Here is a 25,517-nt window from a genome sequence, read left to right on the forward strand (position 1 = left end):
ATGCTGAAGATGCTTTTGGCCGTACTTTGCAGCCGGATGCTGTGGGGTATGCTCGGCCTGGTCGCGCTGTCGGCTGTTATCTGGATTGCCGGGCCGCTGCTGGCGATCGGCGACTATCGGCCCCTTGAGCCAGAAATTAACCGTGTTATCTGCCTGGCTCTGCTCTGGCTTGCCTGGGCCACGGGTAAACTGTTGGTGCGGCTATATAATGCCTGGCTCAACCGCAAGCTGGTCAGCAACCTGGATGTCCGACAGCGCGCCGTTGCCCAGGAAAATAAAGAGTCCGATGAAGAGGCGCGAGTGCTGCGGGAGCGCTTTGACGAGGCCATGACGCTGCTGAAAAAAGCGCGCTTCGGCGAGACAAGGGCCGGCGTAAAATCCTTCTGGCGCGGCCGCTTCAGCCGCCAGTATCTTTACCAGCTTCCCTGGTATGTGATTATCGGCGCGCCCGGCGCGGGCAAAACCACGGCGCTGATCAATTCCGGGCTGCATTTTCCTCTTGCCGAGCGTTTTGGCAAAACGGCGCTGCGGGGCGTCGGCGGCACGCGCAATTGCGACTGGTGGTTTACCAGCGAGGCGGTGCTGCTGGATACGGCTGGCCGTTACACCACCCAGGAAAGCCAGCGCGAGCTGGATGCCAGCGAATGGCAGCATTTTATCCGACTGCTGAAAAAGTACCGTGGCCGCCAGCCGATCAACGGCACCATTATCACTGTCAGCATTGCCGATTTGCTGAGCCAGACCCCTGAACAGCGTCACCAGCAGGCTAACGCTTTGCGCCTGCGTCTGCTGGAGCTGTACGAAGAGCTGAATATTCGCTTCCCCATCTACGTGCTGGTGACCAAAGCCGATTTGCTCAGAGGCTTCAGCGCTTACTTTGACTCGCTTGATAAAGCGGGGCGCAGTCAAATCTGGGGATTTACTTTCCCCTGGGCAGAACTGAACAGCGAGCGCTTCGATCTGCAAACGGCATTTGACCAGCAGTTCGGCCAGCTGCAACAGCGGCTGAACAGTGGACTGATCGATGTCCTGCCTGGCGAGCGGGACAGTAAAGCACGCGGCGAAAGCTACCTGTTTCCTCAGGAATTTGCCTCGCTGCGCCTGCGGTTAAGCGATTACCTGCAGCAGATATTTAGCCGCTCCGGTTTTAGCGTTGCGCTGGCACCTCGGGGAATTTATTTCGCCAGCGGTACGCAGGAAGGTGAACCCTTCGATAAGGTCATGGGCGAACTAAATCGCGCCTTGCAAATCACCCGTCCAGTAACCACCGGTTACGAAGACAGCGAAGCGCTTTCGGCCATTCCGCCGCTAAAAGGGCAAAGCTTCTTCCTGCACGACCTGCTGAAAAAAGTTATTTTCCCGGAAGCCGGGCTGGCGGGCAGCAACCGCTGGTGGGAATTGCGCAACCGCGCGGCGATTTGGTCAGGCTACCTGACACTGGGCGTTATTCTGCTGGTCGCCGCTGTCGCCTGGTTTACCAGCTACGGTCATAACCGCGCCTGGCTAGAGGAGGTGGCGGCCCGGGTTTCGCAGCTGCCGCAGCAGAAGCTGACCGACGCTGGCGATATGTTTGCGCTGTTGCCATACCTCAATCGTTTGCAACAGTTAACGAGCAGCGAGCAAATCGATATTCGTCGTCCGCCGCTTAGCTGGCGCATGGGGCTGTATCGGGGCAATGAAGTAGGCGCCGCCGCCACAGCTCTTTACCAAAAAGCGCTACAGCGGCTGCTGCTGCCGCAGGCGGCGCAGAAAATAGCCAGCTGGCTACGCAACGATAACGGCAACGACACGGATTTTAGCTACGAAGCGCTGAAAGCATACCTGATGCTGTACCAGCCTGAGCATTACGACGGCAAATTCCTGCACGCCTGGCTGATGCTCAATCTGCGGCGCGACCTGCCGCAAAACGTTACCCGCAGCGAGCTGGCACAGCTGGATGCACATCTTGCGCAGCTGCTGAATGCGCAAATTCGGACTTCGCCTTTTGCGAAAGATGAGGAGCTAATCGCACGCGAGAAAAAGCTGATCCTGCGCAGTTCTCTGGCGGAGCGGGTTTATGGACGCCTGAAACGTCTGCTGATGCAGGATGAACGCCTGAAGCCGATCTCGCTGGCGATGCTGGCCGGGCCGCAAAGCGAACTGGTTTTCCGCTACAAAAGCGGCAGGCCGCTTACCGAAGGGATACCGGGCCTTTTTACGCCGGAAGCGTACTGGAATCGTTTCGATAAGGAAATTAACAGCGTAACCGCCGCGCTGCACGCCGATGATGCCTGGCTGCTGCCGGAGGGCAACCGCGAGACGGGAAAGCAGGTGAACCAGGCCGTTCGCCAGCATTACATTGAGGACTATATTCGCCTGTGGGACGAGCTGCTGGACGATATTGAACTCAATAATGTCGCCAGCCTTGCGCAGCGTATCAACAGCGCGCGCCTGCTCTCAGAAAACAACTCGCCGCTGCGCGAACTGCTTCTCAACCTTAGCCACTATCTGGTGCTGGAAATGAATGGCATCGCGCAGGCCGACGAGCGAGAAGAAGAGAGCCGCGCGGCGAATACGTTACGTTCGCTGTTCGGCATGCGCAGCGTTAGCACGGCGGCGGAAGCCCGCACGCCGGAGCAGCGGGCAACCTTTCATTTTGCCCCTTTTTTGCTGCTGGCGCAGCCGCGCGAAAAGGGCGGTAAAGCGATAGTTTTCGATACTTTTCTCCAGCAGATAGATGAACTCTATCGTTATCTGACGGCAGTGCAGGGAGCGGCCAACAGCGGTATGCCGCCGCCGGACGGCGAGGCAATCGTGCGTTTGCAGGCCAGCGCCGGGCGTTTGCCGGGCTCGCTGCAAAAAATGCTTACAGCGCTGGCAATCGGCGCCAGCGCGGATACCCGAAAAAGCGAAATGAACAACGTGCGCAAACGCGTCGGTGTGGAACTGGGCGGATTCTGTCGGCAGGCTATTGCCGGACGTTATCCGCTGTTACGCAACGCCCGGGCGGAGATCACGCCCGGTGATTTGGCGCAGATGTTCGCGCCGGGCAGCGGCCTGATGGATACCTTTTTCCGGGAAAACCTGGCGGGAAAAGTCGATACCAGCGGCGCAAAATGGCGGTTTATCCCCGGCATCGACGGTAAATCCCTGCCCGGCAGCGAAAGCATGCTGCGGCCCTTCCAGCAGGCGCAAAGCATCCGGGACGCTTTTTTCAGCCAGGGCGGCACTACACCTTCATATCGCGTAACGGTACGAGTGGTAGGGATGGATAACGAAATCCTGGCGATGACGCTGGATGTGGATGGTCAACTGCTGCGCTACAGCCACGGCCCGCAGGTACAGCAGCTGATTAACTGGCCCGGCAGCGGCGGAAGCAGCCAGGTCAGGCTTTCACTGGAGCTGGCTGACGGTACCAGTTCGACTCGCGTCACCAGCGGCGCATGGGCGCTGAACCGCTTCTTCGACCAGGCGCGGCAGACGGCGGGAAGCCACAGCCTGAGCCGCAGGGCAACGCTGAACGTTGACGGTCATAAGGTGATGCTGGAGTTCACGCCCAACAGCATGCGTAATCCGTTTCAGCTCTCCGGCTTCTCATGTCCTTAAGGAAATCATCATGCATCACGCCTCAACAATTGGCTGGTACGGCAAGCTGCCCAGCGCGGGTGATTTCCTGCGGCGCCGTTTTCCGGAAGCGCTGACTTCGCAGTGGGGCCAGTGGTTTAAGGTCGGCCTGCTCAACTGGCAGAGAGCCGTAGAGCGACAGGAAATCCGGCACCCGTTCAGCCATGCGCCAGTGTGGAATTTTGTGGTTCCGCCGCTGCTGGGCAGCCAGCTGGTGCAGATGGGCTGCCTTATCCCGGGCCGCGACAGTATAGGGCGCTGCTACCCGCTTTGCGCGCAGCGGTTTTTTACCGTGCAGAGCTGGTCTGCCCAGCGGCTGGCGGAAGCGGGCAGCTGGTATAGCGTCCTGGGCGGCACGCTGCTGCATGCGATGCGCAACAGCTATGCGGCGGAGCAGCTGGACAGGGCGCTGCTAACACTGCCGGCGCTGGCCGATCCCGATCCGGCGAAATCGGACATTCTGGACATCATTGGCTACGACGATAGCTTCTGCACGCTGAGCTGGCAGCAGGCAGCCAACTGTTTTTCCCCTCAGCGCTACAGCAGTTTCTGGTGGACAAACCAGGCGGATGGCTATCCGCTTTATACGCACGTGCACAGTGGCAACCTGACCGGACAGCTTTTTTCCCTGCTGTTCAATCCCGGCGGCGGCGGGCGGCCAGGCAGCAACAGCCTTTATCCACCCATGCTTGAATAAGCGGCGACCTGTCAGGATGACTTGATGAACACAGAAACCCTACTGGCTCCGGTGAGCGAAGCTTCTCCCTGTGGCGAAAATCTGGAGTATGACGCGGATTTTTTGGCGATGGAGCAGGCCAGCCACGGCAAAGCGGAGCAGCAGTTTGGCGACACTATTATTCCGGCCGCGCCTGCCGACTGGAACAAAGTAGAAAAGCTGGCGAGCGAGCTGCTAAGCCGGACTAAAGATTTACGCGTGCTGCTGGCGCTGACCCGTGCGCGAACGCATCTGCAAGGTTTGGCTGGCTACGCAAGTGGACTGGCGTTAATAAACCAGGCGCTACAGCGCTACTGGGACGATCTCTATCCGGCGCTATGGTACGACGGCGAAGCCGATCCTTTCTTCAGGATCAACGCGCTGGCCGCGCTGGGCGACACCTCTACCTTATCAACAGCGGTACGGCAGGCGGTCTTAATCCGCAACGCCGCCGAGACTATCACATTACGCGATGCTGCCGCGCTGCTTGATGGCAGCAAAACAGATTGCCCGGGTTATCCGGGCGGACGGGCTCGCCTGACAGCCGGGCTGGCGCAAAGCCGTAGTCCTGAAGTTGCAGCCGTAGCCGCGATTATCGCTGAGCTGGAAAGGCTACAGGAAATCCTGGCGCATCATCTTAGCGGCAGCGGCGTGCCTGAAATGAGGCAACTGATGCGCTCGCTGCGGCTGGTGGCGCAATTCAGCAGTACAGAGGCCGAGCCTGCCACGCCTTTGCCGACACCCCTGGTGCAGGTCGAGGCACGTTCAGCGCCAGGAGCACCAGCCGCTATTGTCGCGGACGCTACCGAACCCCAGCTGAGTCAGGACTGGCGCAGCGTCAGCCTGGCTTCGCGGCAGGATGCGCAACTGATGCTGGAGAAGGTAAAGCAGTACTTTATCCGTCATGAGCCAAGCCATCCCGCACCGCTAATGATCGACCGCCTGTTACGCACGATCGACCTGGATTTTATGGCGATCGTGCGCGATCTGGCGCCGGACTGCGTGCAGCAGCTGGAAACTATTTTGGGCCGTCAGGAGCGCTGAGGCTCTGATATCCGATGCCGGGCGCGCTCCGGCGACTCATTTTTTACCGCATTATCTGATGGAGAAGATCATGGCAGGCAACAGCTCCCGCAGCGGGCAGAAATTTATCGCCCGTAACCGTGCACCCCGCGTACAGATTGAATACGACGTGGAAATTTACGGCGCGGAACGCAAAATACAGCTCCCGTTTGTGATGGGAGTAATGGCCGATCTGGCAGGAACGCCGGTAGAGGATCTGCCAGCCGTCGACGAACGTAAATTCATGGAGATCGACATCGACAACTTCGACGATCGCATGAAATCACTGAAACCGCGCGTCGCTTTCAACAGCAAAAATACCCTGACCGATAACGGCATGCTGTCTGTCGATCTGACCTTTAACAGCATGGAAGACTTTTCGCCAGATGCGGTAGCGCGCAACGTTGAGCCGTTGAAAAAGCTGCTGGAAGCGCGTACGCAGCTGGCGAATCTGCTGTCGTATATGGATGGCAAAAACGGTGCCGAAGCGCTGGTCAGTAAAATCCTGCAGGATCCCGCGCTGATGCAGTCGCTGATGCAGCTGCCGAAAAACAATAAGGCGCAGAGCGAGGATAGCCAATGAGCCCGTCTATGAAACAGGCGCAGACACAGAGTGCCGTCGCGCTGAGCCAGGATGAATTCAGCGCGCTATTAAACAAAGAGTTTCGCCCAAGAACCGAGCAGACGCTGACCGCAGTGGAAGAGGCGGTAAAAACGCTGGCGGAACAGGCGCTTGAAAACGCCGTTACTTTTACCGATGACGCTTATCGGACTATTCAGGCGCTGATCGCCGAAATAGACGAAAAGCTCTCTTCGCAGGTTAACCAGATTATCCACAATGAAGCCTTCCAGAAGCTGGAAGGCGCCTGGCGCGGTCTGCACTATCTGGTCAATAACACCGAAACCGACGAGATGCTGAAAATCAGGTTTATGTGCATCTCCAAACAGGAGCTGGGCCGCACGTTAAAACGCTATAAAGGCGCAGGCTGGGATCAAAGCCCGCTGTTTAAAAAAATCTATGAAGAAGAGTATGGCCAGTTTGGCGGCGAGCCCTTTGGCTGCCTGGTCGGTGACTACTACTTCGACCACAGCCCGCAGGATGTCGAACTGCTGGGCGAGCTGGCCCGCATAGGCGCGGCGGCGCACTGTCCCTATATTACCGGCGCTTCGCCGGGCGTGATGCAGATGGAATCCTGGCAGGAGCTGGCCAATCCGCGCGACTTAACCAAAATTTTTCAGAACACCGAATATGCTGCCTGGCGCAGCCTGCGCGAATCGGAAGACGCCCGCTATCTTGGCCTGGTGATGCCACGCTTTCTGTCGCGCCTGCCTTACGGCATCCGCACTAATCCGGTTGACGCTTTTAATTTCGAAGAGGAAACCGAGGGTGCCAGCCACGCTAACTATACCTGGACCAATGCGGCCTACGCGATGGCGTCCAATATCAACCGCTCTTTTAAAGAATTTGGCTGGTGTACCGCTATTCGCGGCGTCGAGTCGGGCGGGGCGGTTGAAGATCTGCCTTGCCATACCTTTCCGAGCGATGATGGCGGCGTGGATATGAAATGTCCTACTGAAATCGCTATCAGCGATCGCCGCGAAGCAGAACTGGCGAAAAACGGTTTTATGCCGCTGGTGCACCGCAAAAACTCCGACTTTGCCACTTTTATCGGCGCGCAGTCGCTGCAAAAGCCCGAACAGTATCACGACAGCGATGCTACGGCTAATGCCCGGCTGGCGGCGCGTCTGCCCTATCTGTTTGCCTGCTGTCGCTTTGCGCACTACCTGAAATGCATCGTGCGCGACAAAATCGGCTCCTTCCGCGAGCGCGACGAAATGGAAGTCTGGCTGAACGATTGGGTAATGAACTACGTGGATGGCGATCCGGCGAACTCTTCGCAGGAGACTAAATCCCGCAAGCCGCTGGCCGCTGCCGAAGTGGTGGTGGAAGAGATCGAAGATAACCCCGGCTATTACGCCGCCAAATTCTTTCTGCGGCCGCACTACCAGCTGGAAGGCTTAACCGTGTCGCTGCGTCTGGTTTCCAAACTGCCTTCGCTGAAAAACAGCGAGGCATAGCGGCAATAAAAATCTGCTGGCCTGTCACCCTGACCGGCTATCGGGCCTTCTGAGTAATCTCCGTAGCGCTGTTTTCAGAAGGTGGAAAAGGTAAAACAAGGATGAGTTAGCGTTACGCTTTCCTGTTTGCCATAACAACGCTTTTTAAGCGACCAAAACTAAAGAAGAGTAGAAACTATGGCTATTGATACATATTTAAAGGTTGACGGCGTGACGGGAGAATCAAAAGATTCAAATCACACCGGCTGGATTGATATTAATTCCTTTACCTGGGGCGCTTCCCAGCCGGGAAATATGGCTGTGGGCGGCGGTGGCGGCGTCGGCAAAGTCAACTTTAACGACCTTATCGTTAAAGCGAATATCGATAAAGCTTTTACCGCGTTGCTTAAATCCTGCGCCAGCGGCAAACATATCAGCAAGGTAGAGGTTTCGGCCTGTAAGGCAGGAGGTTCGCAAATCGAATATACCCGCATTACGCTGGAGGACGTACTGGTGACTACGGTACAGTTTGATGAAGCTGTTAATAACGAGGCGCTGGCCGTCAGATATGCTTTCCAGGCTTCCAAAGTGAAGCAGCAGTACTGGGAGCAGTCCGCTTCCGGCGGAAAGGGCGCGGAAACCAGCGCGGGCTGGGATATTAAAGGCAACAAAGAAGTTTAAGTAAAAAAGCCTCCCGTTGCGGGAGGCACTATTTAAAAAAAGAAAAGAAACAGCGTTTTCATTTCATTCCCTGGCCACACAAATTCCCTGAACACATTTTAATAAACAGCTCAGGGCCATTCGTGCTGATTTTGCCAGAGCGGAAAGCGATCTGTTTCCTCTACCCACCGGGAATAATAGCCAGAAAGAAGTACAGGAACCGGTTATTCCTGAACAGGTATCCTTGATGAGATTTACGATAATAACCGCTAAACCCGGCCAGCGGCCGCCGCAGCAATGGGTCGATTTTTTACCGCCGGGCGGCACCATCGGGCGAGGCAGCGACAACAACCTGATCTTGCCGGACGAGAGCCGCACCATCTCGCGCTTTCAGGCTATCGTACATGTTGCGGCAGACGGAGAATGCCGCATCAGCAGCCGTGGCAACGTTACCCGGATCCTGCTGAATAATACCCCTTTGGGGCAGGATGCTCAGGCTGTCCTGAAAGGGGGCGACGTGCTCGGCATTGGCGAATACCGGCTAATGGTCAGTGCGGTTGGCTGTCCGCCGGAAGAAAGCTTGCACCCCATAGCTGCCGGGACGGTAGACGTTCAGCCAGCTCTGGCAGCCGCGGTGAAACAGCCAGCCAGCGCTATACCTTCAGAAATCTGGGATAGCCTGGTACAGGAGTTCGCTCCTGCTGCCAGCCCGGTAGCCCGGCCTGCCGAGCCGGCATCAGCCGTAACGGCTAACCCGCTTACGGCGGCGGCTGAACCCGAGCGTAACCCGGAAGATCCGCTGTCGCGACTGCCGGAAGGTGACAGCATACTGGACAGAAGCCAAAGCCATAATCCTGACGATCTTTTTACCGGCGAGACGCTGTTTGACGGTAAAAGCATTTTTGCCGATCTGTCGCCTTCCACACTTGAATGCCCGTCGGCCACCGCGCCACAGGCCAGGCCAGATCCATTAGCGCTCTTTGGCGAAGCAAGCAGCGGCGGCCCCGCTAAGCCCGACGACAGCGATCCGTTAGGGTTAATGCTTAATGGTGGCAGGCCTTTAACCGGAACCACGGCTGCCGCAGTGGCTGCGCCGTCAGCGCAGAGAGATCCCGCTATAAAGGCGACTCTTTCGCCTGAGCTGGCGGAACTGAGCGCCTCTCCGCTGTTTTCTGGTATGCCGGATGCGGAAAGCGTCAGTGAAAAGGCGGCCGCTGGCAGAGAGTTTGGCGGCATCGCTTTACCCATCCCTCAGGCAATCCCGCAAAAAGCCGAGCGGCCAAATGGCGGTCGTCTGCGTATCGACCCGCTGGGGCCAGCCCGGCCGTCTGCATCCCGCGCGGCTGGTGTAACCCCTCAGGATGGCGAGAAAGGCGCTTCGCTACAGGGCGAACTTTTGCAGGCGCTGATTGACGGTATGGGACTGAACGATCTGCAACCGGTACCGCAGTTGGATAAAGAGCAGCTTTACCAGTTGGGCCAGATGTTCAGCATGTTCTCACAGGGAACGGTGGCGCTGCTCTCTTCGCGCTCGATCCTCAAGCGCGGCGTGAAAGCGGAAATGACCGTGATCCTGGACGAGGCCAATAATCCTTTCAAGCTGCTGCCTTCGGGCAAGTCGGTGTTGATGCAAATGTACGGCAGCCGCATGCCGGGTTTTATGGTGCCGGTACAGTCGGTGCGCGATGCGCTGATCGACTTGCAGGCGCATCAGCTTGGTATGATCGCCGGGATCCGCGCCATTATCGCTTCCATGCTGCAATCTTTTAATCCGGAGCAGCTCCAGGCGGAAGTGCAGGAAGAAAAACGCGCCGCGCGATTTGACTTCTCTGTGCGCCGTAAGGCCGCCTTTTGGGACCACTTTACCCGGCGCTACCAGGAAACGGCGGGCGAGATTGAAGACGACTTTCATACCCTGTTTGGCGAAGCCTTTCTGCACGCCTACGACATGGAAGTGAACCAGTACAAGGACTCTCAGAATCGATCGGAACATGATAAATATTGATATTGCCTTGATATCGAAGCAGGGCGATCGCGCCAGCAACCAGGATCAGACCGGCGAGCTGATCGGCCAGCGCTCGGCCTGTTTCCTGGTTTGCGATGGCGTGGCTGGTTTTCCTGGCGGAGAAGTGGCCGCGAAGCTCGCCCGCAACACTATTCTCAACCGTTTCAACGCAGATCGGCACCTCAATGCGCAATCCATTCGCGGTTTTATTGGCGAGGCAAATCAGGTTATTTGTCGGGCGCAGAACGAAACCGCTGAATATAGCCGCATGGGTACGACGCTGGTAGGACTCTTTATCGATCGGGATTACGAACTGGCCTGGTGGGTGCACGCGGGCGACAGCCGGCTTTATCAGTTTCGCCGCGGCTGCCTGCGGGAAGTCACAGCCGATCACAGCCTGATACAGCAGATGCGTGATGCGGGCCACTCTACTGAGGGCATTAACAGCAACCTGCTCTATTACGCGCTGGGAATGAGCGAGGAGGTAAGCGGCGTCACCTATAGCGACGTGGCGTCAATTGAAGATGGTGATGCCTTTCTGCTTTGTACCGACGGCTTCTGGAACGGGGTAACGGCGCGCCAGATGGAGCAGTCGCTACAGATGGTCAATACCCCCGACGAATGGCTGACCCTGATGCGGCAAATTATCGCCGGGCAGCCCGACGATAAACAGGATAACTACAGCGCTCTGGCGGTCTGGATAGGATCGCCGCCGGACATTACTTTACTGCACTCGCTGGCCGGAACGGCAGAATTTATTCCTTTCAGAACATAAAGCAGGCGCGGCTGCCCGCATCTTTTATTCATTCTTTCTCAGGCGCCAGACCATGAGCCACTATTTTGATTCCCTGAATCGTGATCTGCTGCACAGCGGTCACCATCAGCGTAAAAAACGCGAAGAACTCAACGCGCGTGACAAGCTGCAGCCCACGCTGCTCGACAGGCTAACGGATAATGAACCGCATAAGCGAGTCGAATCAGTGCAAAACAGCCTGGTTTCTCATACCACGCTGCGGCGCAGCGTACTTCGCGATCTGCAATGGTTGCTCAACTGTATTAATAACGAAGCGCAACACGATCTATCGCTCTTCCCGCAGGTACAGCGCTCGGTTTTTAACTTCGGCATAGCGCCGCTGGCAGGCAAGCGAATGTCGGATATTGAGTGGCAGGATATGCAGAGCAAGCTAACCGAGGCCATTCTTAACTTTGAGCCGCGCATCCTGCCCGATGACCTGGAAGTCCGCTGTTTATCGACTATCAAATCGCTCGACCTGCACAACGTGATCTCTATTGAAATCAAAGGGCGGCTCTGGTGCGTGCCCTGGCCGCTTGCCTTTCTCTACCAAACGGATCTGGATCTGGAAAACGGCAATTTCGAGCTGAAGGATATGAGCTAATTATGGACAGCAAGCTGCTTGACTACTACAACCGTGAACTGGCTTATCTGCGTGAAATGGGCGCGGAATTCGCCCAACGCTACCCCAAAGTCGCGGGGCGTTTAGGCATGCACGGTATTGAAGTTGCGGATCCCTACACGGAGCGACTGATGGAAGGATTCGCTTTCCTGACCTCGCGCGTGCAGCTAAAAATGGATGCGGAGTTTCCCCGCTTTTCTCAGCGCCTGCTGGAGATGATTGCCCCCGATTATCTGGCGCCAACGCCTTCAATGGCGATTGCCGAACTGCATCCGGACGGCAGCAAAGGTGATATCAGTAACGGATTTTGCGTGCCGCGCGGCACCATGCTGGAAAGCCAGACGCTGAAGCAAAACGGGGTAGCCTGTAACTACAGCACGGCGCAGGACGTGATGCTGCAGCCCGTTTGCCTTACCCAGGTTGCGCTGGGCGGCGTACCCGCCGATGTGCCGCCGAGCCAGCTTGGGCTGAGCCAGCATGAGGCGGTCAGCGCTCTGCGGATCCGCCTTAGTGGCGATGGCGTATTGCTGAGCCATTTTAATTTCGACAGCCTGACCTTTTTCCTCAGCGGCCCGGATATCCAGGCGACGCAGCTGCTGGAGCTGATTATGGCGCACAATGTAGGCCTGCTCTGCCAGACGGTGGAGCCGAAGCCGCAGCGCATCAGGCTCGACGAGAATGCGTTATGCCATGAGGGATTTTCCTCCAGTCAGGCGCTGCTGCCGGAAAACCTGCAAAGCTTCAGCGGCTATCGCCTGCTGCACGAATATTTTTCTTTTCCCCAGCGTTTTCAATTCTTCAGCATCGGCGGCCTGCGTCCGCTGTTTGCGCGCAGCGCCAGCGCCAGCGAATTTGAAATTATCGTGCTGCTGGATAAAAGCGTTCCGGATCTGGAGCGAGTAGTGGACAGCTCGCATCTGGCGCTGCACTGCACGCCGGTTATTAACCTGTTTCCGCGCGTGGCGGAGCGGCAGAAGCTTAGCGAAGGGCAATACGAATACCATCTTGTAGTGGACAACATTCGCCCGCTTGATTATGAAATTTTCTCGGTAAGTAAACTTTATGCCAGCGGCAGCCAGCAGGAGCAGGTCTTTCGCCCTTTCTGGCATACCTACAGCGGCGAAGCGGGCAATTACGGCGCTTACTTCTCGCTACGCCGCGAACAGCGCACGCTGTCGGAGCAGGCCCAGCGCTACGGCACGCGTACCGGCTATATCGGTTCTGAAGTCTTTGTCTCGCTGGTGGACGAAAAAAACTCGCCCTGGCGCGAAGATCTGAGCTGGTTTACCGCCGAAGTGATGTGTACCAGCCGCGATCTGCCGCTGATGCTGATCCAGCAGGATCAGGCCCGTTTTCAAATGGCGGACTCTATTCCGGTCGGCAAATTGACCCTGCGCAAAGGGCCAACGCCGCCGCGCGCCGCGCTGGCCGAAGGGCTCAGCGCCTGGCGGCTAATCAGCCACTTACAAATGAACTACCTGAGCCTGATGGAGCAGGAAACCGGCGAGGGAAGCGGCGCGCTGCGCCAGATGCTGGGACTGTACGGCAACCTGGCCGAAGCCTCGACGCTGCGTCAGATAGAGGGCATCCGCCGCTGCCGATTACGCCCCGTTAACCGTCGCGTGCCGGTTCCCGGGCCGGTGGTGTTCGCTCGCGGCGTCGCTATCGATTTACAGGTGGATGAGCAGGCTTTTTCGGGCAGCAGTCCGTGGCTGATGGGCAGCGTGCTGGAGCAGGTATTTTCCCGCCTGGTCACGATCAACAGCTTTACTGAAACCTCGCTCAGTAGTCAGCAGCGTGGCGATATTGGCTGGTGGAGGCCGCGCATGGGTAAAAGGAGGCTGCTGTGAGCGACAACAACGAGGCGCAACGGCTTTCGGCAACATTCTGGTCTGAGCTAAGCGCCGCGCCCTGGCGTTACGATCTCTTTGCCATGCTGCGGCGTCTGGATGCCCAGGGCGGACACGCTTTTCCGCTGGGACGAGCGCCGCAGCCGCGCCATGAACCGCTGCGCCTCGGGCAGCAGCCTTCGCTGGCGTTCGCACCTTCAACGCTGGCCGAGGTGCGCCAGCGGGATGATAGCCCGCTTTACGATGTCAGCATCCTCAGCTTCGGCCTGTTTGGACCGGGCGGCCCGCTGCCGCTGCACCTGACCGAATATGCGCGTGACCGGCTATTTAACCAGCAGGACGGCAGCCTCGTCGCCTTCGCCAATCTTTTCCATCATCGCCTGACGCTGCTGTTTTACCGCGCCTGGGCCAACGCACAGCCTGTGGTATCTCTGGATCGGCCCGATACAGGCTCTTTTGAACGCTATCTTGCCAGCCTCACGGGCGCAGGGCTGCCCGCGCAGATGGCGGCCCCCAATCGCCATGCCTTTTTTGCCGCTGCCGGGCACCTTTGCCGCCAGATACAGGACGCCGAGGGGCTGGAAAAGATGCTACACCACTATTTCCGGCTGCCGGTGAAAATCGTGGAGAACGTTACAGGCTGGATGCGGATCGCCGTGCGGGAACAGGCGCGGCTAAAGGCGGGACGCGGGATGCCGCGCGTCGGCGAATCCGCTTTTCTTGGTCTGGCCGCGCGCAGCGTACAGCACAAATTCAGGATTGAGCTTGGGCCGCTGCCGCTGAAAACCTATAACCAGTTTCTGCCCGGAGCTACCGGTGCCAGCGAGCTACTTAACTGGCTGCGCCGCTACGTGGGGATCGAATTTGAATGGGAACTACGGCTGTTGCTGGCAAGCGAAGAGGTAAAAGGCATCAAGGTCGGCAACCCGGCTCGCCTTGGCTACAGCAGCTGGCTGGGAAAGCAGCCGAGACCTGCTCCTCGCGGAGATTTAACTTACAGCCCGGAAAAAGTCATGGGATTAAGCTCAGCCAACTGCACACCGTGAAGAACTAAGTGGGCAGAAGGAATAACGCTTGCCAGATGGAACAGACGCAAAAGGATTGCTATGCCGGAAAAAATCAAGCCAAAAAATATCGCCAGCGCGCTGCCGGTGGGCTATCACCTCAATGAATTCGACATTCAGGAGGTTATCGGCGGCGGCGGATTCGGCATCGTTTATCGTGCCTGGGATCGGCAACTGGAACGCACTATCGCCATTAAAGAATTTATGCCGCTATCGCTGGCAACGCGCAGTGAAGATCTGAAGCTGGTGCTGCGCAGCGAACGCTTTAACAAAATTTTTCAGGCCGGTTTGCGCAGCTTTATTCAGGAAGCCAGGCTGCTGGCGCGCTTTAGCCATCCCAACCTGCTCCACGTGCTGCGTTTCTGGGTGCAAAACGATACTGCCTATATGGGCACGCTGTTTTACAGCGGCGTTACGCTCTCGACGCTGGCCGCGCAGCGTCCGGAAAAAATCAACGAAAGCTTTATTCGCGACCTGCTGCCGCCGCTGATCGGCGGCATCAGCGCTATCCATAACCAAGGCTATCTGCATCGTGATATCTCGCTGGAGAATATTCAGATCCTCGACAATATGTCGCCCGTATTGCTTGATTTTGGCTCGGCGCGCAAAGCCACAGTTACGCTCTCGGATGAAACCGAAACCATGCTCAGGCCCGGCTTTGCGCCGGTAGAGCAGTATAGCGATAACGAAAGCCAGCAGGGTGCCTGGACCGATATCTATGCGCTGGGCGCGGTGCTGCACACGCTGATTGTCGGCGCGCCGCCGCCGGTCAGCGTAGTGCGCAGTATTGAAGAGAGTTATCAGCCGCTGGTTAAGATGCGGCCTACAGGTTACTCCACCGCGCTGCTGGAGGTAATAGACAGGATGCTGGCGCTTACGCCTGAAGAAAGGCCGCAGACTATGGCGCAGCTGGCAAAGCTGCTACAGCTAACCGAGGCGGATCTCAAAGCATCACAGCCTTTTCGGCCCACAGGACAGCGAAGCTGGAGCCGCGCAAAATAACACATGGCAAACCGCTGCATTTGCTCACGACCGGCCAGAACAACAAAACGTCCGGGGCAGCAGTCATTTCTCTACTGGCGCAATGAGGCGTCGGCCTGAAACAAAAGAGGGATTTTATGTTCGAACGCATCTCCGTTGCCACGCCCGCAGGCGACAATACGCTGCTGTTCTGGAAATTGTCCGGTACGGAACAGCTCTCGCACTCTTTTAAGCTGGAGGTTAGCCTGCTCAGCACCAACCGACGCCTTGACCGCAAGGCGATGCTGGGCCAGCCAATCGCCGTCACTATCCCAACGCAGGGAGCGCTTCGCTACCTGAACGGCAAAATCACTTCGGTAAATATTGAGGATATTGAGCTGGGCGGAACGCATTATGCGGCTTACAGGCTGCGAATGGAGTCCGATCTCTGGCCAATGCTGCGCGATCGCAACCAGCGGATTTTTCAAAACCTGCGGGCGCCGGATATCATCAAAACCGTGCTGCGTGAATATAACGTCAACGTTGAAGATCATCTGATCGGTAACTATCGCAACTGGGAATATTGCGTACAGTACCAGGAAAGCAGCTTTAATTTTATTTCGCGGCTGATGGAGCTGGAAGGGATCTACTTCTGGTTTAAACACGAAGCGGACCGGCACACGCTGATGCTGATGGATTCCGCCTACAGTCACCAGCCCTTTAGCGGCTATGAAACTATTCCTTATCACGCTACGGTTTCCGGCGGCATCACCGACGAAGAGGGGATCGGGCAGTGGGCGATCTCCGAGCGCGTCACGCCAGGGCTCTACAGTCTTGACGACTATGATTTTCGCAAGCCCAACGCCTGGCTGTTTCAGGCCAGACAGAATCCGGCTTCGCCATCGCCGGGAGAAATTGACTACTACGAATGGCCGGGACGCTTCGTTGACCATAGCCACGGTCAATTCTATGCGCGAATTCGTCAGGAAGAGTGGCAGGCTAAGCATCAGCGCATCAAGGCCGCTGGCACCGCGTTGGGCATAGCTCCCGGCTACAGGTTCAGGCTCGGTAATCCACCGTTCGCCAGCGAAGAACAAGAGTACCAGGTGGTTAGCGCTGCTTACCGGCTACAGGAAAACAGCTACGCCAGCGGCGGCGAGGAAAGCAGACATGAGATTAAATTCAGGGTGATACCGGCCAGCGTAACCTGGCGTTCGCCGCAGACCAGCGCGTGGCCGCGTACGCATGGTCCCCAGACGGCCCGCGTGGTAGGCCCGGAAGGCAAGTCAATCTGGACAGATAAATATGGCCGGATAAAAGTAAAATTTCACTGGGACAGGCTGGCGAAAGGCGACGACACCAGCTCCTGCTGGGTGCGCGTTTCCAGCGCCTGGGCAGGCCAGGGGTTCGGCGGCGTGCAGATCCCGCGGGTTAATGATGAAGTGGTGGTGGACTTTATCAACGGCGATCCCGATCGTCCGATCGTTACCGGCCGCGTGTACAACGAAGCCAGAATGCCGCCGTGGCCACTGCCCGCTGGCGCAACCATGATGGGCTTTATGACCCGCAGCAAGGGCGGCCATATCGATAATTCCAGCCACCTGTTTTTTGAAGACCGGGCCGGTATGGAGCTGGTGCATCTGCATGCCGAAAAAGATATCAAAGTCACGGCGGAAAATGACAAGGTCGAAATGATTGAGGGCAACTGCACTATAGGTATTGGTGGAAACCTGACCTGTAGCGTGGGCGGAACCCTGAATTACGACGTAAGCGGAGACGCCAGCTACCATTTTCAGAGTAAAAGAACCACCACCGTCGAGGGTATTGAAACAAAATTTTTTAACGGTGGAGAGCAAACCACTATCTTTAATGGCCGGAAAATGGAAGTTGCTGCTGGAGGTGATAATGTAACGATAACGGGTGATAGAGTAACACTTTTGAATAACAGTGATATACATACTGTTTTAGGCGATAAAGAGCTGAACGTTTGTGGGTTATTAACTGAAAGCTTCGAAGCAGGCACGAAAACAATTATTAAAGCAGGTGGTAAAGATGATTTTATAACGGGAGGTAAAAGAGTATCGATAAAAAATGGGAAAAGAGAAAGTATTTTGGGAGGTAAGGTTGAAGAGATTATTGATGGAGATGCATCTGTTCAGATTCTTTCTGGAAGATATAAACAATTTGCAAAGTCTGGAGTTGATATATCCAGTTTTGGTAAAATAACGATTAGCAGTAACACTGAAGTGAAAATTAATGCGCCTGAAAAACTTTGGGTAACTAATGGGTATAATATTAATTTAACGGGTTTTAATGCTGAAATAAATGGTTTTAATCTTTGCGCTAGTGGGGTAGATGTAGCTTATACACCTCTTCAATTTTCCACAGTGTTAGCTTGTGTCAAAAATTCAGATATGGCATATGAAAGAAAATTAATTAAAATTGAAAGCATGTTGCAGAATGTAATGATAGGACTTATTCATAATTTCACATAGCGGTGGAAAATCAATGGAATTTCTAAGTGAACATGCTATTAAAATTAGCTGGGCTATTTTTATTTTAATAATATTCATTTCTTTAAGGGGATTGAAAGATCAGAAGGAGGATATAGGTTTAGTCCGGGACTGGAAAAAAAGGAATGAGTGGCCAGGCGAAATCTGCCAGGCCAGGCTCACAGCCTGGCGGCAGACTAAAATAAGATATGGTCTCAATTATTTGTTCGTTCTTACATTTGAATATAAAATGAAAGAATATAATGCAATTACGGATATCAAGCCGATAAATATGAGCAGGTTAAAGAAAAATATGGAAGTTATGGTTAAATTCGATGCTTTTCCTCCCAGCAGGATAGCTGTAATTGATATTGATTTTCAGTGAATAAACATTGCGGCAATGCTGTTTTTTTTGCTTTTCATAAAGTCAGGAAGGAATTCAGGCTAATATGCAATGATAATAGTCCAGGTGCATTTCCCCCAAAGCCTGACTAGCTAAATATATTTCCATCATAGAAATACACATTAATCAAAAGCATTGCATCCTCTTTTCAGTAATACCCATAATATTAAATAAAACCCTCTGTTATTTATCAGGAATAACCGCCAATGAAAATTATCAAGCCTTTGCGGTTAAGCGTGCTTAACCGGCCTTTTCGCCTGGAGGGGAAAAACCATCTTGGCGTGGCGGTGCTGGCGCTGACGGATATGAGCGCGACACCGCAGCTAAGGCCGGAAATGGAATTATGGCAGCTTGCCGCTGACGAACTCCAAACCTGCGGCGGCGTCGTTGATATAGCTATTCCCAAAGTTAAAGCCGAATTTTTGGCAACGGGATTTGCCTGCACCCACCACCAGCAGGAAAAAACCGCCTGCGCGGTACGGATAGAAATAGAAAAACTCACCAAAACGCTGATAGTTACCGGCGATCGCTTCTGGTCTGGTGCCAGTCCCACCCGGCCACTGCCTTTTGAACAGATGCGCCTGGACTGGAGTCGCGCCTTTGGCGGCGAGGGCTACGAAGAAAACCCGCACGGCATTGGCGCCGTAGAAGAAGAACAGGACGGCATTAAGTATCGCCGACTGCCCAATATTGAAGCGATGCACGCCCGTATCACCGCGCCGCGCCAGCAGCCGGAGCCTGCCTCTTTTAGCGCGCTGGATATGCAGTGGCCGCGTCGTTTTAAGCGCATGGGCAAAAAATATGACGATCGCTGGCTAAAACAGGATTTTCCCGGCGTAGCCCGCGATACCGACTGGCGGGTATTCAACGCAGCCAGCGCGGATCAATGGTGGCAAGATCGCGATTCGCTGCCGCCGGAAGCGGAATGGCGTATCTGGAACATGCACCCGCAAATACCTGTGCAGCAGGGGAAACTACCGCCGTGGCAGGCGCGCTGCTTTATCAATCGCCAGCGTGGTGAAGAAACGCTGTTCGAGGAAATTCCCTTACGCGCCACCACAGTGTGGTTTTTTCCTCACCTGGAGAAGATGCTGCTGATCTGGCACGGCAACCGGCGCATTAATGAAGATGATGCCGCCGACATTCTGCAACTGATGCCCGCGCTGGAAAAAACAGGCGGTTCGCGTTCGCTCAGTCACTATCGCAAGGTGCTCAACCAGCGGCTGGACAAAGAAAAAGGCGCGCTATTTGCCTTTCGTGAAAAAGATCTGATCCCGCAGGAAACCATCGGCCCATGGTTCGATAGCGAGGTACAGCAGCATCACAGTCCGATGCGCGAAAACCTGAAAACCCGCGTCAGTCAGTTGCGCGAGCAGCACCGGACGCGGCTGGAAGGGAAAGGCGGCGACGTTAGCGAACTGCTGGAGGAATTCAAAGAGCCAGCCTTGCCGAAATTAGAAGATCTGCCTGAGTTTATCGAGGGAATGGAACTAAAGGCCGCCGGGATGAAGGCGCAGGCGGAAAAGCGCAGGCTTGAGATGGAGGCCCGCTTTCCCGCAGCGAAAAACCAGCACGGCCAGTCGCGCGGCCCGGAATCCATGCACCGTATGCAGGCTATGCTGCACAAGCACGCCGATAAAATGAGTGAAAAAAAGCTGGCGCAAAGCCGCGATGCGTTACACAGCCTCTACCTGATGTCGGTACAAAGCCAGCCGCCAGCCTTGCGGATAAAGGGCGATATAGCCCTGATCTTACGCCAGCGGGCAGAGCGCACGCTGGCGCAGGGCGGCGATTTCAGCGCTATGGATTTGACCGGCGTCGATTTTTCCGGGATGGATTTAAGCGGCGGCAATTTCAGTAAAGCGCTGCTGGAGTGCGCCGATCTCAGCGGTTGCAAACTGGATGGCGCAAACTTTACCGAGGCGATACTGGCGCGAGCCGATTTGCGCAACGCCTCGCTGCGCGGCTGTGACTTTACCAAAGCCAGCCTGGCACTGGCGCAGTGCGGGCGTACAAACTTCAGCGGCTCACGGCTGAAAGAAACGCAGATGGAAAGCGCGCTGTTTACAGAGTGCGACTTCAGCCAGGCAATAATGGAAACGCTGCTGCTGCGTAATACTGGCTTTAGCCAGTGCTGTTTCCTGCAGGCGCGGCTGGATAGCTGCCTGTTTATGGAACTAACTTTGCCGCAGCCGAATTTCAGTCAGGCGACCCTGCATAAGACCACCTTTATCAAGTGCGAATTGCAGGCTGCCATATTTAGCGAGGCGCAGCTTGATGGCTGTTCCCTGATAGAAAGCAAAGCGGATAACGCTTGTTTCAATAGCGCCGTGCTAAAAACCTGTGCCGTGGTCGCAGAAAGTTCGCTGGCTGGCGCAGACTTCAGCGGCGCAACCCTCAGTGAAAGCAATTTGCGGCAGACGCTGTTAACCGACGCCTCTTTCGAGCTGGCAAAATTGGAAAACAGCGACCTCAGCGAAGCCCGCTGCGACAACGCCAGCTTTATTCACGCCTGCCTGGCGGGCAGCCTGTTTATTCGCACGGACTTTCGCGGTGCGGATTTTACCGATGCCAACCTGATGGAAGCGCTGCTGCAAAAAGCGGCGCTGGGCGGTGCCTGCTTCAGCGGCACTAACCTTTTCCGCACGGATTTATCGCAATCCCTGGTGGATGAAAAGACGCAACTGGCGGGCGCCTTTACCAAAAGAACCAAAGTGCTGCCGAAAAGAGACGGAGAAGTAGTATGAGTGCCCTGAGCGCAGCAGAGCTACAGCAAAAAATAAAAGCAGGAGAAGCCATCACCGAAATCAGTCTCGATGGACTGGATCTCCGGGAATGCGATCTCTCTGGCGCAATCTTCCAGGAAGTCTCATTGCAGGGCGCGAACCTGGAGCAGGCTAACCTGCATGAGACGGTTTTCTCGGAATGCCAGCTGGATGGCATATTGCTGAACAAAGCCTTGTTAAAACAAACCGTTTTTAACCAGTGCCGGATGACCAAAACAAGCGCAGGTCACACTACGCTGGAAGAGTGCGTTTTTAACCAGTGCGAATTAAACAGTTCTGATTTCTCGCAGGGGATATTGAATAAAACCCAGTTTATGTGTTGCAACCTTGCCGGTAGCTGTTTCAGCCACTCAACCTTTGAACGTGCAAGTTTTTTCCAGTCGCCGCTGGCGCAGGCTGAGTTTAAAGCCTGCCGTTGTCAGCTTACCACCTTCTTCGGCATTGATTTTCGTCAGCTTCAGCTGCAAGAGTCGCAGTTTGAACAGAGCATTTTTTTCGACTGCGATCATCGCGGCAACTGCTATGCGCAGCAGCAGTTCTCTGGCTGCCAGTTTACGGATAACCAACTGGATGAGGTCGACTTCAGCGGCGCACGGCTGACGCAAAGCTGTTTTAAGGGCGCTTCGCTAAAACGGGCGCGGCTGCGTAAAGTCCACGCGGCCCAGGCGCTATTTATGGCAGCAGACCTCAGTGAAGCCGATTGCAAAGACAGCCTGTTCGAGCAGGCGATATTCGTCGGCGCCCGGCTGGAAAAGACCGATTTCAGCCACAGCAATCTGTATCAAAGCATCCTGCAAAAGGTATGCGCAGAACAGGCTTGTTTCCGCCTGTGCAATCTCACTTACAGCGATTTTTCCGGCGCAGATCTTCGCCGGGCTGACTTTAGCCGCGCCACTTTTTTCCGTACTCGCCTGCATCGCGCGCGGCAGGAAGGCGCCCAATTTTCCGCCCGGCAGGGCATTCTTGAACATGATGAAGAGTTACTGGCCGCTGAAGCATGGAGCATTCAGCGGCAAAGCCGCCATTAAGGAGAGCAGCGATGAGCAATATCAACCATCAACTGGTTCAGTCGGTGATGCCTTCCGCAGCCGTTGCGGGCAGCGTTACCCACAGGTGCGCCGATGGAAATCTGGTTGTCGAAAGCGCAGGGCGGAGCTGGCACTGTCAACGCGCGGTTAGCTGCGTTATTGCCCCTCAGGTTGGGGATAAAGTAATGGTGGCGGGCATCGAAAACCAAATGTGGCTGCTGGCGATCCTGGCGCGGGCCGACCACCAGCAGGCCGAGCTAAGCGTACCGGGCAACCTGCATATTCACAGCAGCGGCGAGCTAAGTCTCAGCAGCGAAAGCCTGCGGATCGGCGCGGCAAAAGGGGATTGCCATATCAAAGAGATGGAATACAGCGGCGAAACGGTTTCCGCCTGGATCGGCCTCTCGCGTATTGCAGGAGAGAAAATAGAGTCGATCTGGCGTTCGGTAACGCAAATCAGCCGCAACTTTTTGCGTACCACACAACAGACCGAGCAGGTGCGGGCTGGCCAGCTGGATATAAAAGCAGAAAATTATGCCCGTCTGCATGCGGAAAATATGGTCATTACCGCCAAAGCCATAACCAAAGTCGACTCTGAACAGATACATATAGGATAAAAACTATGTTTGCTAATTGCCAACTGAGCGGAACAGATATGGCTTTTCCCGATGCTTGCCTGACGCCTCCAGCAGTACAAACGCCGATTCCTTATCCCAATATCGCTGTGGGAACAACCGCTATACCTAACGCCTTTAATATCCTGTTTATGGGCATGCCGGCCCACAATATGGCGACGGTTACGCCATTGACCAACGGGGATAACGCAGGTGTCGCATTAGGTATCGCCTCAGGAAGCGTGATGGGGCCTTCGCGGCATACTACTGGTGCTTTCACCGTGCTGCTGAAAGGCATGCCAGCGACAAGAACCACCAGCCTCAGCCTGCAAAATTCAACCAATGCCGTGGGAATGCGCACCGTTCCCAGCCAGTTTAAGGTGTTGATGTTAGCGCCCTGACGGCAAAATCGGTTAGCCGATCAAAATCCATTCAGGCTTCCCACGCTGTTGCTGAGCATTCCCTAATCTTATTATTCATGGATGAAATTATGCTTAACCGAATTACCGTTCATGCACCCGATAAAACCCTTCTTTTCTGGAAACTGTCCGGCCACGAGGCGTTATCTGAACCTTTCGGCTTTAAAATCACGCTGCTAAGCCCCGCGGCGCGCATTGACAGCGCCAGCCTGCTGGGCCAGCCGCTGACGCTGTCCGTCCCTTTACAAACTCCGAACCCTGTCCGCTACCTGAACGGCAAAATTACCCGTGTGGCGCAGGGCGCGGTGGAGCTTGGCGGCACGCGCTACACGACCTGCGAGCTGACGCTGGAATCAAACCTCTGGCCGATGAAGCGGGATCGCAACCTGCGTATTTTTCAGGAAAAAACCGTGCCGCAAATCGTCAAAACGCTGCTGAAGGAATATCAGGTCAGCGTAGAAGACAGGCTGATCGGCAGCTACCGCATCTGGGAATATTGCGTACAGTATCAGGAAAGCAGCCTGAACTTTATCAGCCGCCTGATGGAGCTGGAGGGCATCGGCTACTTTTTTCGCCATGAGGAAAACGACCATACGCTGGTGCTGACGGACAGTCCGGATCGGCATCAGGCCTTCAGCGGTTATGAGACCATTCCCTATCACCAGACGCAGTCGGGCGGCGTGGCGGATGAAGAAGGCATCGGCCTGTGGGAAACAGAAATGGTGGTCACGCCGGGCCTCTACAGCCTGGATGATTATGACTTCCGAAAACCGCACGCCTGGCTGCTAAAGGCGCGGCAAAATCCGGCCTCGCCACAGCCGGGCGATATCGACGTATTCGACTGGCCCGGACACTACATCGATCACGGCCACGGAGAGTTTTACGCTCGCATGCGGCAGGAACGCTGGCAGGTAGAGCACAGGCAAATTCACGGTCTGGCTACCGCGCTGGGGCTTTGCCCGGGATATACCTTTACCCTCTTTAACGCGCCGGACAAAAACGACAACGGCAAATATCTGGTCGCCAGCGTGGAATACAAATTTGAAGAAAACCGCTACGCCAGCGGTAACGAAAGCGCGCCCGTACAGGCCCTGAAATTTACCGTACTGCCCGCCGATATTCCCTGGCGACCCGAGCCGCGCACGCAGTGGCCGCGCACCTTTGGCCCGCAAACGGCGAAGGTCGTCGGCCCCGCAGGGGAAGCCATCTGGACCGACAGCTACGGTCGCGTAAAGGTGAAATTCCACTGGGATCGGGAAGCAAAGGGCGACGCCACCAGCTCATGCTGGATCCGCGTCTCCAGTGCCTGGGCAGGGCAGGGATATGGCGGCGTACAGATCCCACGGGTTGGCGATGAGGTGATTGTCGACTTTATCAACGGCGATCCGGATCGGCCCATCATTACCGGCCGCGTCTATAACCAGGCCAGCATGCCGCCGTGGTCGCTGCCAGCTGCCGCAACCCAGATGGGTTTTATGAGCCGCTCGAAGGGCGGCACCGTTGATAACGCCAACATGCTGCGCTTTGAAGACAAGGCCGGCTCTGAACAGGTGTTTATCCAGGCCGAACGCAACATGGATACCAGCGTAAAAAACGAAGAGTCCCATACGGTAGGCAGTAACCGCACCAAAAGCGTTAAGGGCAACGAAACCACCACGGTTGAAAAAAACCGCACCGAAACGGTAAATGGCGATGAGGCGATCGCCATCGCGGGCAGCCGGACGGAAAGCGTGGGCGGCAGCGAAACGGTAACGGTGTCGGGAGAAAGATTGAAAACCGTTGAGCAAAATGAAACCGTTACTGTCGGCGGTGAAAGAAAAATTACCGTTACCGGCAGTGAGAAGCTAACAGTACAAAATAATAAAAGCAAAACGGTCAAAGGAATGGAAACAAGCAAAATTAGCAAAAGTCGAAAGCATCAGGTGGGCGCAAATGATTCGCTATTAGTTAATGGTAATAAACGTGACTCAATCAAAGGCAGCAGAAAAGCACTGATTAGAGCGGATGATAAACTTACCGTTGCGGGGCTAAGAACTAAAACTATCAGAGGCGGCGAAATCAGTGCAGTTAACGGTATGCAAATAGAAAAAGTGAATGGGATACAAACCCTAACCGTGAACCAGTTGCAAACTATTAACCTGTTAGCTGGCCGGGAAGTTGGTATTGTCGGAAACGACCTGCGTCAGGCTAATGGAAATATCACAGATTGCGCAACGGGAGAAATAAATATTGTGGTTGGCGAAGATAGCGGGATCTCAATAAAAAATGGTGAAATAACATTATCAGCAGGAGGCGCCATTATTGTTATCAACAGTGAAGGCGTGGCGGTAAACGGCCAGGAAATCAAGCTCAACGCATAGAAAAGCGTGTCGGGAAAATAGCT

At 55.4% G+C, this 25,517-nt stretch carries 18 protein-coding genes and 1 pseudogene; all 19 read left to right on the plus strand.

Going from position 1 to position 25,517, the window contains the following annotated elements; all coding sequences use genetic code 11:
* On the plus strand, nt 1–3,585 hold the full coding sequence (gene tssM, locus ACETPC_RS08010) for a type VI secretion system membrane subunit TssM (protein WP_380180323.1): 3,585 nt from the start codon (nt 1–3) through the stop codon (nt 3,583–3,585).
* Between the two features lie 10 nt (nt 3,586–3,595).
* On the plus strand, nt 3,596–4,300 hold the full coding sequence (gene tagF / locus ACETPC_RS08015) for a type VI secretion system-associated protein TagF (protein WP_380180324.1): 705 nt from the start codon (nt 3,596–3,598) through the stop codon (nt 4,298–4,300).
* Nucleotides 4,301–4,324: 24 nt separating this feature from the next.
* A complete protein-coding gene (gene tssA / locus ACETPC_RS08020) occupies nt 4,325–5,362 on the plus strand; it encodes a type VI secretion system protein TssA (RefSeq protein WP_380180325.1) in 1,038 nt (345 codons plus the stop codon).
* Nucleotides 5,363–5,420: 58 nt separating this feature from the next.
* Nucleotides 5,421–5,963 (plus strand): type VI secretion system contractile sheath small subunit, encoded by a 543-nt coding sequence (tssB, locus tag ACETPC_RS08025; protein WP_380180326.1) that lies wholly within the window; start codon nt 5,421–5,423, stop codon nt 5,961–5,963.
* Nucleotides 5,960–7,459, plus strand: a complete 1,500-nt coding sequence (tssC, locus tag ACETPC_RS08030) for a type VI secretion system contractile sheath large subunit (RefSeq protein ID WP_380180327.1) — start codon at nt 5,960–5,962, stop codon at nt 7,457–7,459. Before tssB ends, tssC begins: the two co-directional genes overlap by 4 nt.
* Before the next feature lie 177 nt (nt 7,460–7,636).
* The gene (locus ACETPC_RS08035; RefSeq protein WP_380180328.1) at nt 7,637–8,119 is read left to right on the plus strand and encodes an Hcp family type VI secretion system effector; all 483 of its coding nucleotides are present in this window, start codon (nt 7,637–7,639) and stop codon (nt 8,117–8,119) included.
* Nucleotides 8,120–8,345: 226 nt separating this feature from the next.
* Complete coding sequence (gene tagH, locus ACETPC_RS08040; protein ID WP_380180329.1) at nt 8,346–10,103, plus strand: type VI secretion system-associated FHA domain protein TagH; 1,758 nt, start codon at nt 8,346–8,348, stop codon at nt 10,101–10,103.
* The gene (locus tag ACETPC_RS08045; RefSeq protein ID WP_380180403.1) at nt 10,093–10,878 is read left to right on the plus strand and encodes a PP2C family protein-serine/threonine phosphatase; all 786 of its coding nucleotides are present in this window, start codon (nt 10,093–10,095) and stop codon (nt 10,876–10,878) included. The genes tagH and ACETPC_RS08045 overlap by 11 nt, the downstream gene beginning before the upstream one ends.
* Nucleotides 10,879–10,930: 52 nt before the next feature.
* Complete coding sequence (gene tssE, locus ACETPC_RS08050) at nt 10,931–11,500, plus strand: type VI secretion system baseplate subunit TssE (RefSeq protein WP_380180330.1); 570 nt, start codon at nt 10,931–10,933, stop codon at nt 11,498–11,500.
* A gap of 2 nt (nt 11,501–11,502) precedes the next feature.
* A complete protein-coding gene (gene tssF, locus ACETPC_RS08055; RefSeq protein ID WP_380180331.1) occupies nt 11,503–13,368 on the plus strand; it encodes a type VI secretion system baseplate subunit TssF in 1,866 nt (621 codons plus the stop codon).
* Nucleotides 13,365–14,414 (plus strand): type VI secretion system baseplate subunit TssG, encoded by a 1,050-nt coding sequence (gene tssG / locus ACETPC_RS08060; protein WP_380180332.1) that lies wholly within the window; start codon nt 13,365–13,367, stop codon nt 14,412–14,414. Before tssF ends, tssG begins: the two co-directional genes overlap by 4 nt.
* Before the next feature lie 60 nt (nt 14,415–14,474).
* Nucleotides 14,475–15,374 (plus strand): annotated as a pseudogene (locus ACETPC_RS08065) (serine/threonine protein kinase); the annotation flags it as partial.
* A 176-nt stretch (nt 15,375–15,550) separates the two neighbouring features.
* The gene (locus ACETPC_RS08070; protein WP_380180333.1) at nt 15,551–17,887 is read left to right on the plus strand and encodes a type VI secretion system Vgr family protein; all 2,337 of its coding nucleotides are present in this window, start codon (nt 15,551–15,553) and stop codon (nt 17,885–17,887) included.
* A gap of 13 nt (nt 17,888–17,900) precedes the next feature.
* On the plus strand, nt 17,901–18,269 hold the full coding sequence (locus tag ACETPC_RS08075) for a hypothetical protein (protein WP_380180334.1): 369 nt from the start codon (nt 17,901–17,903) through the stop codon (nt 18,267–18,269).
* Between the two features lie 224 nt (nt 18,270–18,493).
* Complete coding sequence (locus ACETPC_RS08080) at nt 18,494–21,034, plus strand: DUF2169 domain-containing protein (RefSeq protein WP_380180335.1); 2,541 nt, start codon at nt 18,494–18,496, stop codon at nt 21,032–21,034.
* The gene (locus ACETPC_RS08085; RefSeq protein ID WP_380180336.1) at nt 21,031–22,101 is read left to right on the plus strand and encodes a pentapeptide repeat-containing protein; all 1,071 of its coding nucleotides are present in this window, start codon (nt 21,031–21,033) and stop codon (nt 22,099–22,101) included. Before ACETPC_RS08080 ends, ACETPC_RS08085 begins: the two co-directional genes overlap by 4 nt.
* Before the next feature lie 11 nt (nt 22,102–22,112).
* A complete protein-coding gene (locus ACETPC_RS08090) occupies nt 22,113–22,718 on the plus strand; it encodes a DUF3540 domain-containing protein (RefSeq protein WP_380180337.1) in 606 nt (201 codons plus the stop codon).
* Between the two features lie 5 nt (nt 22,719–22,723).
* Nucleotides 22,724–23,116 (plus strand): DUF4150 domain-containing protein, encoded by a 393-nt coding sequence (locus tag ACETPC_RS08095; RefSeq protein WP_380180338.1) that lies wholly within the window; start codon nt 22,724–22,726, stop codon nt 23,114–23,116.
* Between the two features lie 89 nt (nt 23,117–23,205).
* Nucleotides 23,206–25,494, plus strand: a complete 2,289-nt coding sequence (locus tag ACETPC_RS08100; protein ID WP_380180339.1) for a type VI secretion system Vgr family protein — start codon at nt 23,206–23,208, stop codon at nt 25,492–25,494.
* The last annotated feature ends 23 nt before the right edge of the window (nt 25,495–25,517 follow it).

This window comes from Pantoea sp. sgz302252, from assembly GCF_042610525.1.
In the GTDB taxonomy this organism is placed as follows: Bacteria; Pseudomonadota; Gammaproteobacteria; order Enterobacterales; family Enterobacteriaceae; genus Erwinia.